Annotated in this window: 11 protein-coding genes and 1 pseudogene; 6 read left to right on the top strand and 6 right to left on the bottom strand. The window is 70.1% G+C overall.

Features of this window, described 5'->3' with window-relative positions:
• Nucleotides 1-107 precede the first annotated feature (107 nt).
• Entirely contained in the window at nucleotides 108-761 is a 654-nt protein-coding gene (locus STRVI_RS20945; protein ID WP_014057656.1) for a TetR/AcrR family transcriptional regulator, read from the bottom strand.
• Between the two features lie 275 nt (nucleotides 762-1,036).
• On the opposite strand from STRVI_RS20945, the gene STRVI_RS20940 reads away from it, so the two are divergent.
• The 3 genes and pseudogenes from STRVI_RS20940 to STRVI_RS48160 all read left to right on the top strand — a co-directional run bounded on the left by STRVI_RS20940 (nucleotide 1,037) and on the right by STRVI_RS48160 (nucleotide 3,523).
• Nucleotides 1,037-2,515 (top strand): MFS transporter, encoded by a 1,479-nt coding sequence (locus STRVI_RS20940; RefSeq protein WP_014057655.1) that lies wholly within the window; start codon nucleotides 1,037-1,039, stop codon nucleotides 2,513-2,515.
• A 100-nt stretch (nucleotides 2,516-2,615) separates the two neighbouring features.
• Nucleotides 2,616-2,789: pseudogene (locus STRVI_RS48165) on the top strand (SDR family oxidoreductase); the annotation flags it as partial.
• A 104-nt stretch (nucleotides 2,790-2,893) separates the two neighbouring features.
• The gene (locus tag STRVI_RS48160; RefSeq protein ID WP_286012079.1) at nucleotides 2,894-3,523 is read left to right on the top strand and encodes a sensor histidine kinase; all 630 of its coding nucleotides are present in this window, start codon (nucleotides 2,894-2,896) and stop codon (nucleotides 3,521-3,523) included.
• Here STRVI_RS48160 and STRVI_RS20935 read toward each other — a convergent pair.
• Entirely contained in the window at nucleotides 3,462-4,517 is a 1,056-nt protein-coding gene (locus STRVI_RS20935; RefSeq protein ID WP_014057654.1) for an alpha/beta hydrolase family esterase, read from the bottom strand. The two genes, STRVI_RS48160 and STRVI_RS20935, sit on opposite strands and share 62 nt — an antisense overlap.
• Nucleotides 4,518-4,553: 36 nt before the next feature.
• Between STRVI_RS20935 and STRVI_RS20930 the strand changes: the two genes are divergently transcribed.
• Nucleotides 4,554-4,793: a hypothetical protein gene (locus STRVI_RS20930; protein ID WP_150112900.1), complete on the top strand. Its 240-nt coding sequence runs from the start codon at nucleotides 4,554-4,556 to the stop codon at nucleotides 4,791-4,793.
• Nucleotides 4,794-4,850: 57 nt separating this feature from the next.
• On the opposite strand, the gene STRVI_RS48155 is transcribed toward STRVI_RS20930, so the two are convergent.
• Both STRVI_RS48155 and STRVI_RS20920 read right to left on the bottom strand, forming a co-directional pair.
• Nucleotides 4,851-5,618: an SDR family NAD(P)-dependent oxidoreductase gene (locus STRVI_RS48155; RefSeq protein ID WP_078505783.1), complete on the bottom strand. Its 768-nt coding sequence runs from the start codon at nucleotides 5,616-5,618 to the stop codon at nucleotides 4,851-4,853.
• 1,676 nt (nucleotides 5,619-7,294) lie between these two features.
• Complete coding sequence (locus STRVI_RS20920) at nucleotides 7,295-9,124, bottom strand: flavin-containing monooxygenase (RefSeq protein ID WP_014057651.1); 1,830 nt, start codon at nucleotides 9,122-9,124, stop codon at nucleotides 7,295-7,297.
• 303 nt (nucleotides 9,125-9,427) lie between these two features.
• Between STRVI_RS20920 and STRVI_RS20915 the strand changes: the two genes are divergently transcribed.
• Complete coding sequence (locus tag STRVI_RS20915) at nucleotides 9,428-10,936, top strand: glycoside hydrolase family 43 protein (RefSeq protein ID WP_014057650.1); 1,509 nt, start codon at nucleotides 9,428-9,430, stop codon at nucleotides 10,934-10,936.
• Between the two features lie 221 nt (nucleotides 10,937-11,157).
• On the opposite strand, the gene STRVI_RS20910 is transcribed toward STRVI_RS20915, so the two are convergent.
• Together STRVI_RS20910 and STRVI_RS20905 are read right to left on the bottom strand one after the other, a co-directional pair.
• The gene (locus tag STRVI_RS20910) at nucleotides 11,158-12,348 is read right to left on the bottom strand and encodes a glycoside hydrolase family 1 protein (protein ID WP_014057649.1); all 1,191 of its coding nucleotides are present in this window, start codon (nucleotides 12,346-12,348) and stop codon (nucleotides 11,158-11,160) included.
• Nucleotides 12,345-14,564 (bottom strand): glycoside hydrolase family 3 C-terminal domain-containing protein, encoded by a 2,220-nt coding sequence (locus STRVI_RS20905; RefSeq protein WP_014057648.1) that lies wholly within the window; start codon nucleotides 14,562-14,564, stop codon nucleotides 12,345-12,347. Before STRVI_RS20905 ends, STRVI_RS20910 begins: the two co-directional genes overlap by 4 nt.
• A gap of 127 nt (nucleotides 14,565-14,691) precedes the next feature.
• On the opposite strand from STRVI_RS20905, the gene STRVI_RS20900 reads away from it, so the two are divergent.
• The gene (locus STRVI_RS20900; protein ID WP_014057647.1) at nucleotides 14,692-16,173 is read left to right on the top strand and encodes an MFS transporter; all 1,482 of its coding nucleotides are present in this window, start codon (nucleotides 14,692-14,694) and stop codon (nucleotides 16,171-16,173) included.
• Nucleotides 16,174-16,517 lie beyond the last annotated feature (344 nt).

The following is a 16,517-nucleotide window of genomic DNA, read 5'->3' as shown; positions in this document are numbered from 1 at the left end:
CCCGGAGACCAGGCAACACCACTCGGCAATTTAAGTCAACTCATTGATTTAAATATTGCCTGGACCCGCGCAAAGGGCTCACGAACTCGACCGGCATCGGCCGGCGCTCAGCCCTCGCGCGTGACCGGTGCCTGCCACAGAGCGGCGACGACATCGATCAGACCGTTCGCCGTCTCGCGCCAACTGGCGCGCGGGGTGGGGGTGTTGTCCGCCAGGGCGCGCTCCCGCTCCGCGACCATCTGGGTGACCAGGTGACGGGTCATGACGGAGCGTTCGTCGTACACCTCGGCCGGAAGGTCGGGCAGGCAGCGATTCAGCCCCTCCTGCAGTTTCAGTACCGAGGGCGAGGCAGCAGCGAACTCCTCGGCCGTGACTACATGCAGCGCCGGGTCGGCCGTGACCTGGGCGATGAACCGGCCGTACCAGCTGGGGGCACCCAGAGCCGCCACATGCTCGGTGACGGGGCGGACCGCACAGGCCACCCAGTCCCGCACGTCGGAGGAGTCACCGATGTCGGCGATCATGCGCGCCCGGCCGGCTTCTATCGCCTCGGCGTGCCGGCGGGCGAGTGCACGCACCAGGTCGATCTTGGTGCCGAAGTGGTAGCTGACCGCGGCGTTGTTGCCCTGTCCCGCGGCCTCACTGATCTGACGGTTGGCGACCGCGTGCACCCCGTGCTGGGCGAACAGCCGCTCCGCCGCCTCCAGGAGCGCCTCCCGCGTCGCACTCACCTGCTCGTCCCGCCTGGTCCTGCCGGTCATCCTCACCACCACTTCGGGACATCACACCAGTCAGCGCGGCCCGTCCCCCAGGCCACCGCAGACCCTCGACCAGGTCGGCGAGGTCGAACGACGAAAGCGTACGCAATGACACGACCGGTTCAGGCCACCCCCTCCACGACCCCTCCACGTGCCGTTCCCACTGGATTAGTCAGCCCGACTTGAACGCAGCCAACCCTCCGGCTACATTTTAAATCAACCCGTTGATTTAATGCTACGGGTCAATCCAACCTCTGCCTGCCCAACGGAGACCAGCCATGCCCGACACCCCCACCCGGTCCGCGGAAACCACAGCGTCCGCGCCTCCGAATCCGAACGTGATCGTGGCCGTGCTGGCCTTCGCCGGGATCGTGGTCTCGCTGATGCAGACCCTGGTCATCCCGATCGTGCCGGAGCTGCCGAAGTACCTGAACGCCACGGCTTCCGACAGCGCCTGGGCCGTCACGGCCACGCTGCTCGCCGCCGCCGTGGCCACCCCCATCGCCGGACGCCTCGGCGACATGTACGGCAAGCGCCGCATGCTCCTGATCAGCCTGGCGGCGGTGACCGTCGGTTCGTTCGTCGTCGCGCTCAGCGCCTCCCTCACCCCGATGATCATCGGACGCCTTCTGCAGGGCCTGTCCGCCGGTGTCATCCCGCTCGGCCTGAGCATCATGCGTGACGAAATGCCCGCGGAGCGGCTCGGCTCGTCGACCGCCTTGATGAGCGCCTCCCTCGGTATCGGCGCCGCCCTCGGCCTGCCCATCGCCGCCTTCGTCGCCGACAACTTCGACTGGCACACCCTGTTCTGGGGCTCGGGCATCCTCGGCGGCGTCGCCCTGGTTCTCGTCCTGGTGCTGGTGCCCGAATCGAAGGTGCGCACCGGCGGACGCTTCGACCTGGTGGGCGGCATCGGCCTGGCGGCTGGTCTGGTGGCTCTGCTGCTGGCCATCTCCAAGGGCGGTGACTGGGGCTGGGGCAGCGGCACCACCCTCGGCCTCTTCGCCGCCGCCGTGATCGTCCTGGTCTCCTGGGGCTTCTTCGAACTGCGCAGCAACCAGCCACTGGTCGACCTGCGCACCACAGCCAAGCCCCAGGTGCTGTTCACCAACCTCGCCGGCCTGGCGTTCGGCTTCTCACTGTTCGCGCTCCAGCTGATCGTCCCGCAGCTCATGCAGCTACCCGAGCAGACCGGCTACGGCCTGGGCCAGGACCTGCTGGCCGTGGGCCTGGTCCTGGCGCCTCAGGGCCTGATCGTCATGATCGCGGCTCCCCTGTCCTCGAAGATCTCCCAGGCCTTCGGAGCGAAGTACACGCTGATGATCGGCGCCGTCATCGTCGCCGCCGGTTACGCGCTGAACATCTTCATGATGAGCGAGGTCTGGCACCTGATTCTCGTCTCCTGCATCGTCGGCGCGGGTGTCGGCTTCGCCTACGGCGCCCTGCCCATGCTCATCATGAACGCGGTGCCGGTGTCCGAGACAGGATCCGCGAACGCCGTCAACACCCTGCTGCGATCCATCGGCAGCTCCCTCGCCAGCGCCACGTGCGGTGTCATCGTCTCCCAGATGACCATCGACTTCGCCGGTCACGCCGTACCCTCCGAGAACTCCTTCAAGGTGATCATGGCCATCGGCTGCGGCGCCGCCCTCCTCGCCCTGTTCCTGGCCTCCTTCCTCCCCCGGCGGCGCGCGGACGCCGACGCGGGCGGCGTCTCCGCCGCGACGGCCGCCGAGACGGCCGTCCAGCAGGCGTAGGCATCCGGTCCGAACCTCAACCGCCCGTCGCTTCCCGGGCCGAAGCATCTTCGGTCCGAGAAGCCTCACCAACCGGAGCAGAAGATGACGGTCGCAGGCAGTGTCGCGAACCCGCCGTATCGAGAACCACGCGGTCCCGCCCACGATCATGGCGGACCTGGCCGGCCGGGCAGCCCTCGGCCGGACCGGACAGCCGGCGGAGCAGGCACAGGTCGCCGCGTTCCTGGCCTCGGACCGGGCCTCGTTCGTGACCGGTGCGATCGTTCCCGTCGACGGCGGCTGGTCCGTCAAACTTGCTGAGGACAGGCCCGTGCGGATCACGCGGAACGCACGCGTGAGGAGGAAGCACGGCGCCGCGTCACCGAGGAACGCGTCCGCATCGCCCGCGACCCCCACGACGTCGTCGCCCACCACCTCGTCCTGGCCGGCCTGCAGCCCGCATCCGTCGCCCGCTTCCTGCGCAGCCGGCCTGACGAGGCGGAGCGGATCACCACCGGCCTCACCGCAATCACCTCCATGGCGCTGCGCGAACTCAAGGTCACCGTCGGCCTGTTGCGCAGCGCGGGCTGCGCGGACTACACGCCAGGCCCCACTCCCGGCCTGGCCCAACTCCCCGATCTGGGCGCCTCGTTCGGGAGCGCCGGACTCACGGTCACCGTCGTCACCGCAGGCGACCCCGGACCGGTGTGCGCCGGAACGGAGCTTCACGACGTACCGCATCGTGCAGGAGGCGCTCGCCAACGTCACCAAGCACGCCGGTCCCACTCGCCCGAGATACGGCTCGCCTGCTCCGACGACCGGCCGCATCTCACCGTCACCGACGGAGGTGCCGCCAGGTCCTCCACGTCGTCCGGCGGTTTCGGTCCCCTCGGCATGCGCGAGCGTGCCCGCTCCGTCGGCGGACACCTGCACACCGGCTACCGCCGCGAAGTCGGTTTCGAGGGCGTCACCGAACTCCCGCCGCACTCCCATGACGCAATGGATGCTGCTCGAAGAAGCGCCACATGACGTCGGTGGCGTTGACCTCGGTGGACACCTTGCCAAGCCCCGGGAAGGCATCCGGGTAGGGAGAGCCCGGCCAGGTGTGTCCGCCGTCCGCTATCACGTACATGCTCACGTCGGCGCCCCGACGGCAGGCCCGGTAGGCGCTGAGCGTGACGTGTTCGGTGAGCCGTGTGTCGCGCGGGCCGACGCGGCAGCCGTCGAGCTCCGCCCAGCGGTCGAAGGCGGCGGGCACCGAGTACTGCCAGTACGCGGGGCCGCCGCCGTCATACGGGTTGGCCATGTCCTGCTGCCCATGGAAGGCCAGGACGGGGACCGAACGTGAGGGGGTGCACCCTCCGGCCGCCGGGCGGGTGGGGTCGGCGGCGTCGGGGCCGCCCGCCCGCAGGCCCGCGACCGGAGCGACGGCGGCAATGCGGTCGGCAAGCTCGCAGGCGAGGAGTGAGGCCATCCGGGCGCCGCCGGAGAAGCCCGTGGCGTAGACCCGTCGCGGAGCCATGCAGAAGCCGTCGGAGACGGCGCTGATGGTGTCGGAGAGGAACCGGACGTCGTCACGGGCGTCCGGAGCGGGCAGCCGACCGGAGGAGTCCGGTACACCGGGCAGGACCCAGGTGTAGCCCTCGCGAGGACCGGGCACCGGTGTACCGCCGTTGGGCACGGCCACCAGGAAACCGTTCTCGTCGGCGGCGCGTTGCATGTCGCTGATGATGAGCTGGTCGCTCCCGTTGGAGCCGCTGCCGTGCAGGTTGAGGACGAGCGGAACGGGGTGCCGTCCGGTGTACCCGCGGGGGACATACACCGTCGCGGGGTAGGTCGCCCCGGCGGAGGCGACGGAGACGGTGGTGAGGCCGGACGCGGCGGGTGCACAGCGGGGTCCGGCGGACCGCACCGCTTCCTGTGCGTCGGCCGGCGCCGCCACGGCGATGGGCAGCGCGACGGCGGCCGCGGCGGCGGCGGTGAGCACATGTGCGAGACGTATGTGCGGGAGACGTTGAAGCACCTGCGTTTCCTTCCTGGACAAGTGAAGGGGCGACTGGTGACGGGGCGAAAAGTGACGGACCGCCGCGAATGCGCCGGGGGCGGGTACGGCCTCCGGCCCTCCGGCACGCGGTCAGCCGGACCAGACGGCTCGGACCTGGCGCAGGGGTCGTCCTCGATGTGGGGCTCGACGGACCAGATCATCGCGGCGCGCTCGTCCGGCGTGTACTTCGGCCACTTCTTGCCCGGGTCCTGGTCGGTGATCTGGGGATACGCCGTGCTCATGGGGCGGTCCTGACGCTTGGCTCGGAGGAGGGGGCGGACTTACGGGGTGCCGGCCGCGGCCCCGCCGCTGTCAGACGGCGGCCCAGCCGTCGTCGACCGGGAGGACGGCGCCGTTGACGAAGGAGGCCGCGTCGGAGGCCAGGTAGACGATGGCGTCGGCCTGTTCCTGCGCCGAGCCCCGGCGGCCGATGTTGGCCCCGATCAACGGGCCTATGACAGTGGGCCCATGGGCTTCCGCACCGGCGTCCACCCGGATGCTGGTCGCGGTGGGGCCGGGGGCAATGGCGTTGGCGCGGATGCCCTGCCCCCGGTACATGACGGCCAAGCTCTTCACCAGGCCGACGACGGCGTGCTTGGAGGCGGTGTAGGCGGCGCCCGCCGCGCTGCCGCGCAGAGCGGCCTCGGAGGCGGTGAAGACGATCGATCCGCTGCCCGCGGCCAGCATGTGCGGCAGGACCGCGCGGGTCAGCAGGAACGGCGCCGTCAGGTTGATCCGGATGACCCGCTCCCACTCGGCGTCGTCGGTCTCGCCGAGCGCGGACATGCGGTCCATGATCCCGGCGTTGTTCACCAGGACGTCCAGGCGGCCGAAGGCTTCGACGGCCCGCGCGACGACGTCGTCCACCACCTGCTGGTCGCTCAGGTCGCCGACGACCGCAAGCGCGTGTCCCCCGGCTGCCTTGATTTCCTTGACGGTCTCCTCGGCACCCGCCTGGTCGAGGTCCGCGACCAAGACCTTCGCACCTTCCCGTGCGAACTTCAGCGCCGTGGTCCTGCCGATGCCGGACGCGGCTCCGGTGACGACGACTGCGCGACCTTCCAGTCCAGTGCTGATCATGTTCTGTTCCTTCGATTCGTGGTGTCTGTCCGGTGCGGATGGACCTGCGGGCCTGAACCGCCATACGGATCCCTCGCCGTTGGCCGAGAGGAGAAGGGACCCGTCCGGGGCGGCGGCGAGGCCGGCGAACGGGCGGGGGGAGCCGGTCATCCCGTGGGTGAACAGCGCGGGCTCGGCGCGGGGAGCGGTGCCCGGCGGTGGTCCGACCGGCAGGTCCTCGGCCTCGATCGTGGTCTCGCCCGAACTCAAGGAGATCGCCGTCAGCCTGCGCGGCCCGGTCTCCACCGTGAACAGCGTGTCGCCGCGGACCACCAGGCCCTGGGGCGCACCGAGCCCGTCGGCGACGATCTCGGTGGTCCCGTCCTGCCCGATCCGGAGCACCGCCCCGAGCCGGTCGTCGCTCACATAGCAGTGCCCTACGATGTCGAAGGCCACGTCCACCGGGTGGTCGAGCCCTTCGACGAGCACGGTGACGGTGTCGCTGTCGTCGATGGCGACAACCCGGCCGGCGCCCGCCTCGGCGACGACGAGCGAACCGTCCGGCCCCACGGTGATGCCGACGGGCTGGTCGAGCCCTTTCGCGCGTTCCCGGGTGGCCCCGTGGTCGGGGTCGTAGGTGTGGACATCCCCGTACTGCGACGTGAGGTGCACGGAACCGCCCGCGTTGGCGATCCCGTGCACGAAGGGCGGCACCAGGGTGAGGGAGCTCATGTCTCCCTGGACGTCGCTCTCGTCGCCGCCGTCATCGGAGGGCGCCTGGCTCGCCAGCCGGTAGTGGTCGCCCACATACACCGTGCCGCCGAGGTCGACCGTCACTCCGTACGGGCCGTCGAGGCCGCGCGGGACGATCTCACGAGTACGGCCGTCGGGGTGCAGTTCGGTGATCCCGCCGCTGGCGTAGCTGGAGACGAACATGCGGTTGTCCGTGTCGAAGGCCGCGTTGTCCAGGCCCGCCAGACCGCTGGTGACGATGGTGCGGGAGCCGGTGCCGTGCAGGTCGATCCGGGTCACGAAGCCCTCGACGCCCAGGGAGAGGACGTGCAGGACACCGCCCTGGTCGAAGCGGACGGCGACCGGCTGGTGCACGTCCTCGGCGACCATCTCGGGCACACCCCCGTCGGGCGGGATGCGCCAGACCTGACCGGTCATCATGTGCGGGTAGTACAGCCGGCCGTCGGGGCCGAGTTGCATCGCGTTCCCGAGCGCGAGCCCCTCGGTGAGCACCAGCGGCTCGCCGCCGTCCGGGAACAGCTCCAGCAGCCGGCCGCCTGGCCGCATCTCGTTGACGAAGAGCCGGTCGCCGACGCAGGTGATGCCGTTGGGCACCTTCACCTCGTCCGAGACCAGGGTGTACTCGCCCTCGAAACTGCGCCGCCACACCCGGCCCGGGACCAGGTCGGCGATGTACATCGAGCCGTCCGCGCCGAAGGCGAGGTCGTCCGGCGACTGCACCGGGCCGTCCATCGGCACGACGACGTCGACGTCCCCGGTGGCCGGGTCGACGGCGCTGATCTGCCCGGCGAGGAACTGGGCGACGTACAGCCGTCCGTCGGGGCCGAACGAGACACCGTTGGACCCCCACAGCCTGTTGGCCTGGTTGAGGCGACGTGCCTGCCAACGGATGGTCCTGACAGACCGGTTGCCGGTCGCGTCGAACCGGGTGGGATACGAGGTGGTCACGCCTCCTCCGCCGCCACGAGCACGGCGTCGATGCCACCGTCCGCCCGCCAGCGCCGGAGCACCTCGTGGAAGGCGACCGGCCCGTCGGCGTACGCCTCGTTCCGCTCCCGGGGCTTGCCCTCGTTGTTGTAGTAGCCGGGGGTGCACTCCGCCTGGAACGCATGCAGGTCGGGTGCGTTCTCCCGGAGGGAGGCCACCCACGCGTCCTGCGCCTCGGAGGACGGTTCGACGTACCTGGCCCGGCGCTCGCGAGCCTCGGCGACCACCTCGGCGACATGCGTGGCCTGTTCGTCGAGGATGTGGACGAAGTTGACCGAGGCCGCGTTCTGCAGCGGACCCAGCTGGAACAGGTTGGGGAAGCCATGGGTGTAGAAGCCGTGGAGGGTCTTCGGCCCCAGCGCCCATGCCTCGAAGAGATGGACGCCTCCCCTGCCGTACACCGGGAGCTGACCGGCGAGGATCCCGGAGACCCCGGTCTCGAAACCGGTGGCGAAGATGACGCAGTCCACCTCGTATTCGGTGTCGCCGACCACGACACCGGTCTCGGTGATGCGCTGCACGCCATGCGTGTCGGCGGTGTCGACGAGGGTGACGTTGGGGCGGTTGAAGGTCTGGAGGTAGTGGTCACTGAACGTGGGCCGCTTGCACATGTAGCGGTACCAGGGCTTGAGCTTCTCGGCGGTCTCCGGGTCCTCGACGACCGTCTCGACGCGGGCGCGGAGCTCGTTCATCTTCTGGAAGTCGGCCAGCTCGTAGCCACGTTCGCGTTCCTCGGCCGGCACGTTCGCGTAGGCGTTGGTGGGGATGAGCTTCTCCTGGAGCCGGGCGCTGCTCGTCCAGGCGTCGTTCACCAGATCCTTGTCCGTGCGGACGCCGGTCAGGACCTTCAGGAAGTTGTCCCGGCGCTCCGTCTGCCAGCCCGGCTTCAGCGACTGGGCCCACCGCGCGTCGGTGGGTCGGTTGTCGCGGACGTCTACGGAGGAGGGCGTGCGCTGGAAGACGTAGAGGTGCGCGGCGTCCGCGCCGAGGTGGGGGACGATCTGGATGGCGGTGGCGCCGGTGCCGATAACGGCCACCCGCTTGTCGGCGAGGCCGGTCAGGCCGCCTTTCGCGTCGCCGCCGGTGTACTCGTAGTCCCAGCGGCTGGTGTGGAAGGTGTGGCCCTGATACGTCTCGATGCCGGGGATGCCAGGGAGCTTGGCCTGGCTGAGCGAGCCGGTGGAGACGACCACGTAGCGGGCGCGGATGTGGTCGCCGCGGTCGGTGGAGACGATCCACTCGGACTCGGCCTCGTCCCAGCGGAGTTCGGAGGCCTGTGTCTGGAAGAGGGCGTCCTCGTAAAGGCCGAAGTGCCGCCCGATCGCCCGTGCGTGCTGCCGGATCTCCTCCCCCGGCGCGTACCTCCACTGGGGGACGTAGGCGATCTCCTCCAACAGTGGCAGGTAGACGTACGACTCGATGTCGCAGTGGATTCCCGGGTAGCGGTTCCAGTACCAGGTGCCGCCGAAGTCCCCGCCCTTGTCGATCACCCGGATCGACTCCACGCCCGCCTGCCGCAGCCGGGCGGCGGCGAGCAGCCCGCCGAAGCCGCCGCCGACGATCACCGCCTCCACCCGGTCGTGCCGCGGTTCTCGGGTGAACCCCGGGTCGGCGTAGGGATCGTCGGCGTAGTAGCCGAACTCGCCACCGATGCCGTGGTATTGGGCGTCGCCGTCGGGGCGGATGCGGCGGTCGCGTTCGGCGCGGTAGCGGGTACGCAGGGCCTCGGGATCGAACCCGAGATCAGACGAAAGAGGCGGAGTGGAGGGGGTGTGGGGGGCGGACATGGGTGTCCTCGTTTTTCTCTGCGGTTCGTCAGGGTGCGCCCAGGGCCGCCCTCGGGCGTGTCCCGGGCCATCGAGGTGGAGTGCGGCGCGTCTCCCCCGTCGGCCGGCACCGCCGGTCGGGAGTCGGCCGCCCGGCGACGCAGCCACGACGCAGCCACGGCACGGCCGATGCGCCCGGCACGCGCCGACCGCGTCGTCAATGGCCGCCATGTTTCGGCGATCGAAAATCTATCACTCAAAAAATTTGAAAGCTAGGGTAATCGGGACACCACCCCCTCACGACCGCACATCGAAGGGCCGCATATGACCGCCGCCAACATCAACCCGATCGTCCCCGGGTTCTACCCGGACCCGTCCGTCTGCCGGGCCGGCGACGACTACTACCTGGTGACGTCGAGCTTCGAGTACTTCCCCGGCGTCCCGGTCTTCCACAGCCGCGACCTCGTGCAATGGGAGCAGGTCGGCAACGTCCTCGACCGGCCGAGCCAACTGAACGTTCGCCCGGGCCGAGAGGGCGCGAGCGCCGGCATCTACGCGCCGACGGTCCGCTACCACGACGGCGAGTTCTGGTTGGCGACGACGAACCGCGAAGACGTCATGAAGGGCCACATCATCGTCCGCGCGAGCGACCCCGCGGGCGAGTGGAGCGAGCCGGTGTACACGACCGGGGCGATCGGTATCGACCCGGATCTGGCGTGGGACGAGGACGGCACCTGTTACCTGACGTGGTCGCTGCCGGGAGGCATCGCCCAGGCCACCGTGGACCCGTCATCGGGCAAGGTGCTCTCCGAGCCGCGCATCATTTTCGAAGGCACCGGGCTGGCCCACACGGAGGGCCCGCACCTGATCCGGCGCGGCTCGTTCTGGTACCTCCTGGTGGCCGAGGGAGGCACCGGCCCGGGGCACGGCATCTGTGTCGCACGGTCGGACTCCCCCTCCGGCCCGTGGGAGCAGCACACGGCGAACCCGATCCTCTCCCACCGCAGCACCACGCACCCGGTGCAGAACACCGGTCACGGCGACCTGGTCGAACTGCCCGACGGTTCCTGGGCGATGGTGCACCTGGGAGTGCGGCCGCGCGGGTCGTTCCCCGAGTGCCATGTCAACGGGCGCGAGACCTTCCTCACCGGCGTGGACTGGGTGGACGGCTGGCCCGTGATCGTCGAGGACCGGTTCGACGTGCCCCAGGCGCCCACCGCGTTCGCCGACGACTTCAGCACGGCGGAACTCCACCCGCGCTGGATCGCGCCGGGCACCGATCCTCGTTCCTTCGCCGTTCCCCACCCGGGCGAAGGCCTGCGCCTGTCGGCCGGCCGGGCGCCCGCCGCGCGCGAGGCGGAACGGCTCCTGGCCGTCCGGGCCCGCGACGCCTCCTGGACCGCGACCGCGACCCTCCCGCAGGGCCACGTCGCTCTCGTCGTGCGGATCGACGACGCGCACTGGGCCGCCGTGGAACGCCGGGACGGCATCCTCACCGCCCGCGCGGTCATCGGCCCGCTCGACCAGATACTGGCCACCGCCGACGGGGGCACGGCGGAGCACCCGCTCGCGCTCCGCGCGGTCGCCCACAACGAGCAGTACAGTTTCGCCAAGGGACCGGACGAGATCGAGCTGGGCCACCTGGTCGACGGCGAGTTCCGCACGCTCGCCACGATCGACGGACGCTACCTCTCGACCGAGGTCGCCGGAGGCTTCACCGGCCGGGTGATCGGTGTCGAGGCACTCGGCACGGATGCGCTGCTCACCCACTTCACCTACGACCCCCAGCCGGTTCCGCCCGCTCCGAAGCTCGTCCCGCCGACCACGTCCTGACTTATTCCCCCTGTCAGGTCGGCCCCGCCACCCCACGCCACGACCACCGACCTGCCGCCGACCAGCGGGTGTGCCACGACGCCGCCCGTCCGTCGGCCGTCGTCCTGCCCGTGCGCCAGGCGCGGTAGCGGTCGGCCTCGACGAAGAGGCGGGGGTCGTCCCGGACAACGTCGGGGCGGGCCGGACGAGTTCGTCCGGCCCGCCCCGACGACCGAGGAGAACTACAGAGCACCCCCCTTGCGGGCCACGCCTCCGAGCCATGCCAGGCTCGGCTTGGGGGTGCGTTCGAACGTCTCGCGGTCCACGGCTACGAGCCCGAACGTCGGTGCCCAGTGGCCCCATTCGAAATTGTCCAGCGCCGTCCAGTGCAGGTATCCGCGTACGTCGACGCCGTCGGCGACCGCGTCGTACAGATGCCCGAGCGCCTCGGTCGTATAGGCGATACGGCGCGTGTCGTCCGGGGTGGCGATGCCGTTCTCGGTGACGAGCAGCGGGATCCCCTCGGTGACCTCCCAGGCGTGCCGCAGGGCGATACCGAGGGCGTCGGGCCGGTACGCCCAGCCGGACAGGGTGTTGTCGGGGCTCTCGGGCGTGGGGACTATGCCGTCCACGTCCACCACCTGGCTGGCATACGACTGGACGCCCAGGAAGTCGTCCCCGCGGGCCCCGTGGTGGTAGAGGTCCTCCCACGCCCACTGCAGTTCGGCGTGCAGCTTCTCACTGCCGGGGGCGGGGACGAGCGCCTGCTGCGCCACGGTCCAGCCGACCTTCGCCGAGGTGTGCTGGCGTACGACGGCCACGGCGGCCCGGTGCGCCTGTACCAGCGCCTCGCCGATCTTCACGTCGGGCGTCGGCATCCGGAAGTCCGCGCCGAGGGTGAGCTCGACGCCCTCGGCCACGGCATTCATCATGCCGGTCATCAGGGCGAGCATGTTCGGCTCGTTGATCGTGGCGACCCAGTTGACGTCGTGGAGGATCGTGCAGGCCTGCTCGACGTACCGGGAGAACCGGTCGACGGCCGTCGGGCCCGTCCAGCCGCCCTCGTCGGCGAACCAGCGCGGGTTGGTGAAGTGGTGCAGGGTGACGACCGGTTCGAGGCCGAGGCCGCGTGCGGTGTCGATCATGCGGCGGTAATGGGCGAGTTCGGCCTTGGAGAACTCGCCGGGCTCCGGCTCGATACGGGCCCACTCGATGCCGAACCGGTAGGCGTTCAGGCCCGCGTCGGCCAGCAACCGCATGTCCTCGCCGTAGCGGTGGTAGCTGTCGAGGGCGTCGCCGCTGAGTTCCAGGCGGCCTTCGCTCTGGTGCTCCATACGCCACCAGTCGCTGTTGAGGTTGTTCCCCTCGATCTGGTGCGGTGCGGTGGACGCGCCCCACAGGAAGTCGGGGCGCAGGTCGGGGGTGCGGCTCATCGGGTTGCCTCCAGGATTTCGGTCAGGTCGTCGGTGGACACGGGGACTCCGGGAAAGTGCAGGTACTGGCGGGCCGGGATGGACGCCACCATTTCCATGAGGTCGCTGTTGGCCTCCGCCTGCTGCCGCTGCTCCTCGGTCGCCCCCGCCATGAGCGCCTCTTGGAGCAGTGGACCGGCCACCGGGTGGGCGAACCAATCGCCGATGGCGGAGTCGAGCGAGAGAGGGGTGACATCGGTGTCTCCGGTGAGGGTGACGGTCTGTTCGGCGACGACACGGGCGGCGCTCTCGCCGATCTGCACCGTGTACGCGCCGGGCGCGACCACCCATCGGCCGCCCTCGACGTCGTAGTAGGCGAACGACCGCCGCTCCAGCGGGAGTTCGACGACACGCGACTCCCCCGACCGCAGGCCGACCTTGGTGAAGGCGCGCAGTTCACGGACGGGGCGGCGGACCCGGCCGGCACTGGTGGCGACGTACACCTGGATGACGTGCTTGCCGGGCCGGTCACCGGTGTTGGTCGCCCGCAACCGGACGGTGGCGGTGTCGTCCCCGGTCACGTCGACCGACATCTCGTCGGTGCGATACGTGGTGTAGCTGAGGCCGTACCCGAAGGGGTAGCGGACGGTGCGTCCGACGGTTTCGTAGTGGCGGTAGCCCACCATCACGCCTTCGCCGTAGCGGACATGACCGGCCTCGCCGGGGAAGGTGAGGTAGCTGGGGTTGTCCTCCAGGCGCAGCGGGATGCTCTCGGCCAGGTGGCCGGACGGGTTGACGGCGCCGGACAGGACGTCCGCGAGGGTGCCGCCCGAGGCCTGGCCGAGCAACCAGCCCGCCACGATCGCGTCGACGTCGTCGTGCCAGCCCTCCAGGGACACCACACCGCCGGTCGAGAGCACGACCACCGTGTGTGGGGCGACGGCGGAGACCGCGCGCACCAGTTCCACCTGGTCGGCGGGCAGGTCGAGATGGGCACGGTCGGAGCCCTCGGACTCCCCGCGCAGCCCGACGAATACGACGGCGACCTCGACCCCGCGGGCGATCCGCACGGCCTCCTCGCGCAGCACCTTGGGGTCTCCCGTCCCGTCGGTGGTGAACCCGGGAGCGTACGTCACAGGGTGGCCGAGGGTCCGGATCGCCTCCAGCGGGGAGTCCACATGGGTGGCATTGATGAGCGAACTGCCGCCGCCCTGGAACTGCGGGTCGGCAGCGAACTCACCGATGACGGCAAGGCGTACGCCCTCCGCGAGCGGCAGAGTGGACTTGTCGTTCTTCAGCAGAACCACACAGTCCGCAGCCAACTTCCGAGCCAGGGCGTGGTGTCCGGCGGATTCGACTCGCTCGACCACCGGTGCGGCAGCCAGTTCGGCGAGCGCGGCCACCCGCCGGACGCTCGCGTCGACCAAGGCCTCCTCCAGGACGCCGTCACGCACCGCCCGCATGATCGCCGCGTCGTTGGCCTCGTCCGGACCGGGCATCTGGAGATCCACGCCCGCGGCCAGTGCGGCCACGCGGTCGCCGACACCGCCCCAGTCCGAGACGACCGCGCCCTCGAAGCCCCACTCCTCGCGCAGGACTTGGGTCAGCAGCCAGGTGCTCTCCGAGGCCGGGGCGCCGTTGATACGGTTGTAGGCGGCCATGACGGAGGCGGGGCGTGCCTGGGTGATGATGTGCTCGAAGGCCGCCAGGTAGATCTCACGCAGGGTGCGCTCGTCCACGTCGGCGCTGACGCGCATCCGGTCGGTCTCCTGGTTGTTGGCCGCGAAGTGCTTGACGGCCGCCCCCACGCCCTGGGTCTGTAGGCCTCGCACGAACGCGGCGCCCAGGACGCCGGACAGCAGCGGGTCCTCGGAGTAGTACTCGAAGTTGCGTCCGCACAGTGGGGACCGCTTGATGTTCACGCCGGGGCCGAGGATGACTCCGACGCCCAGCGCACGGGCCTCCCGGCCCACCGCTTCCCCCACGCGTGCGGCCAGTTCGGGGTCCCAGCTCGATCCGACCGCGACGGCCGGGGGGAAGCAGGTGGACGGCTCGCTCGCGTGGAAGCCCAGATGGTCGGCCGCGGCCTGCTGGCGGCGGGCGCCGTGCGGGCCGTCCGTCAGGACTACCGCGGGCACGCCCGCCTCGTCGAGGGACTGCGTGGACCAGAAGTCCCCTCCCGACAGCAGGGACACCTTCCTCTCCAGGGGGAGCGCCGCCGGGTCTGGCTGCTGCATGGGCGGGATCCTTCCAAAGTCACAGAAATGTTTCCGCGTTGAAAATCTATCACTCAAAAAAATTAGGGGCTAGCCTGCGCGCTGGGAGCACAAGGGCTCCACACCTGCACGGAAAGCCGGGTGCCACATGTCACTCAACGTCGAGTCACCGCACCAAGAGAACGAAGCCGGGAAGTCAGGCTTCGGTGCGCGGTTCGCACTGATTCTGATCGCGCTGCTGTGGGCGTCCCAGCTGAACGGCCTCATCGGCCTGATGACCAGCAACGCCCAGTCCGAGATCGCGATCCACTACCACACCACCCAGATCGCCTGGTTCGGCCAGGTGGGCCTACTGGTCGGTGTCTTCTCGACGCCGTTCATCGTCAAGGCCGCCGGGATGTTCGGCAAGAAGCGGGTGCTGGTCGTCATCACCGCGCTCGGCCTGGTCGGCGATGTGATCGCCGCCTTCTCGACCAACTTCGAGACGCTGCTCATCGGGCGCGCTGTCTCGGGCTTCTACGGCCCCTCGATCGCGCTCGTCTACGCCCTGACCCGGGACGTGTTCCCGCCCAAGCTGGTCGGTCCGGCCAGCGGTTTCCTCGGCGGCGGCATGGGTGTGCTGGCCTTCGGCGGGCCGTTCCTGTCCGGCTGGGTCCTGGACGACTTCGGCTACCGGGGCGTCCTGTGGTTCATGGTGATTGCCACCGGCATCAGCCTGCTCGCCCTGCTGTTCGTCGTGCCCGAGAGCCCGGTGCGCGAGCCCCGCACCCCGGTGGACTGGATCGGCGGAATCCTGCTGGGCGGCGGCCTCACCTCCGTGATCTACGCCGTCGGCAAGGGTGAGGCGTGGGGCTGGACCAGCGGCAGGACGCTGGGCTTCATCGGCGGCGGGCTGGCGGCCGTGGTCGCCTTCGTCCTCGTCGAGCGCAAGGTTGAGCACCCGATGTTCCCCATCGGCCTGATCGGGCGGCGCCGGGTGTGGTCGACGTTCCTGGTCGCGGGTCTCGTCATGGGCGCGATCTTCGCCCAGGGGACCGTGACGAACCTGCTCGTCCTGATGCCCCACATCCCGGGCCTCTCCGACGGCCTGGGCTGGACGGCCACGAAGAACGCCTGGGTCAGCGCGCCCAACAGCATCCTTCTCATCGCGACCTCGGTGTTCACCGGTGTCCTCGCCCGGCGTATCGACACCCGTGTACTGCTGGCCATCGGCGGCACCCTGGTCGCCCTGGGCGGCGGCCTCCTCTCCCAGTTCCACTCCAGCGTCGCGAACTTCATGACGATCGGGGCGCTCAGCGGAGTGGGCATGGGCATCGTCGTGGCCCTGGTCCCGATCATGGTCATCGAGTCGGTGAAGCCTGAGGAGCAGGCGCTGGGCAACGGCGCGCAGAACCTGATGCAGGGCGTCCTGCAGGGCGCGCTCACCCAGGTGGCCTTCGTCCTCGTCGCGCAGAACGCCAACGTCATGAAGGGCACCGCCTTCTACGTCGACGACAGCTACAGCAAGGCGCTCCTGCTGTTCGCCGGCGTGATCGTCGCCGGTGTCCTGCTCATCGCCCTGATCCCCAAGTCGAAGAGTCTTGACGAGGTGGAGACGGGCCAGGCAGTGGAGGCGACTCAGGCGGCCTGACGCCCCCTCTTCCCCATCACGCCCACTGCCACTCGGCCGGCTCCGCCTTCCCGCGGAGCCGGCCGAGGCCATGAGGAGCAGCGGTAGCGGCCGGACGACAGACGCACGCATCTCCTGGGCCACGCATCCCGGGTCGGACACATAGGGGTGGGGCCCTTCGGTCTGCGGGCGTCCTGAGCGGCGGCCATACGGCCGAGGGACGCGGCGCCGTGGTTCTGCCCCGTCTTCCGGCAACTACGGGAGAAGGAGACCGGGCTCACCGCGGCACGTCCGGCCGGGAGACGAGGGGAAAGGGCCCGACGCACTGAGCGCCGAGGCTCTTCTCGATGTCGCCAACCGGTCAG

Origin of the sequence: Streptomyces violaceusniger Tu 4113, assembly GCF_000147815.2 — a bacterium.
Taxonomy (GTDB): Bacteria; Actinomycetota; Actinomycetes; order Streptomycetales; family Streptomycetaceae; genus Streptomyces; species Streptomyces violaceusniger_A.
Note: the sequence above shows the minus strand (reverse complement) of the source record. Positions and strands in the feature narration are given on the sequence as shown.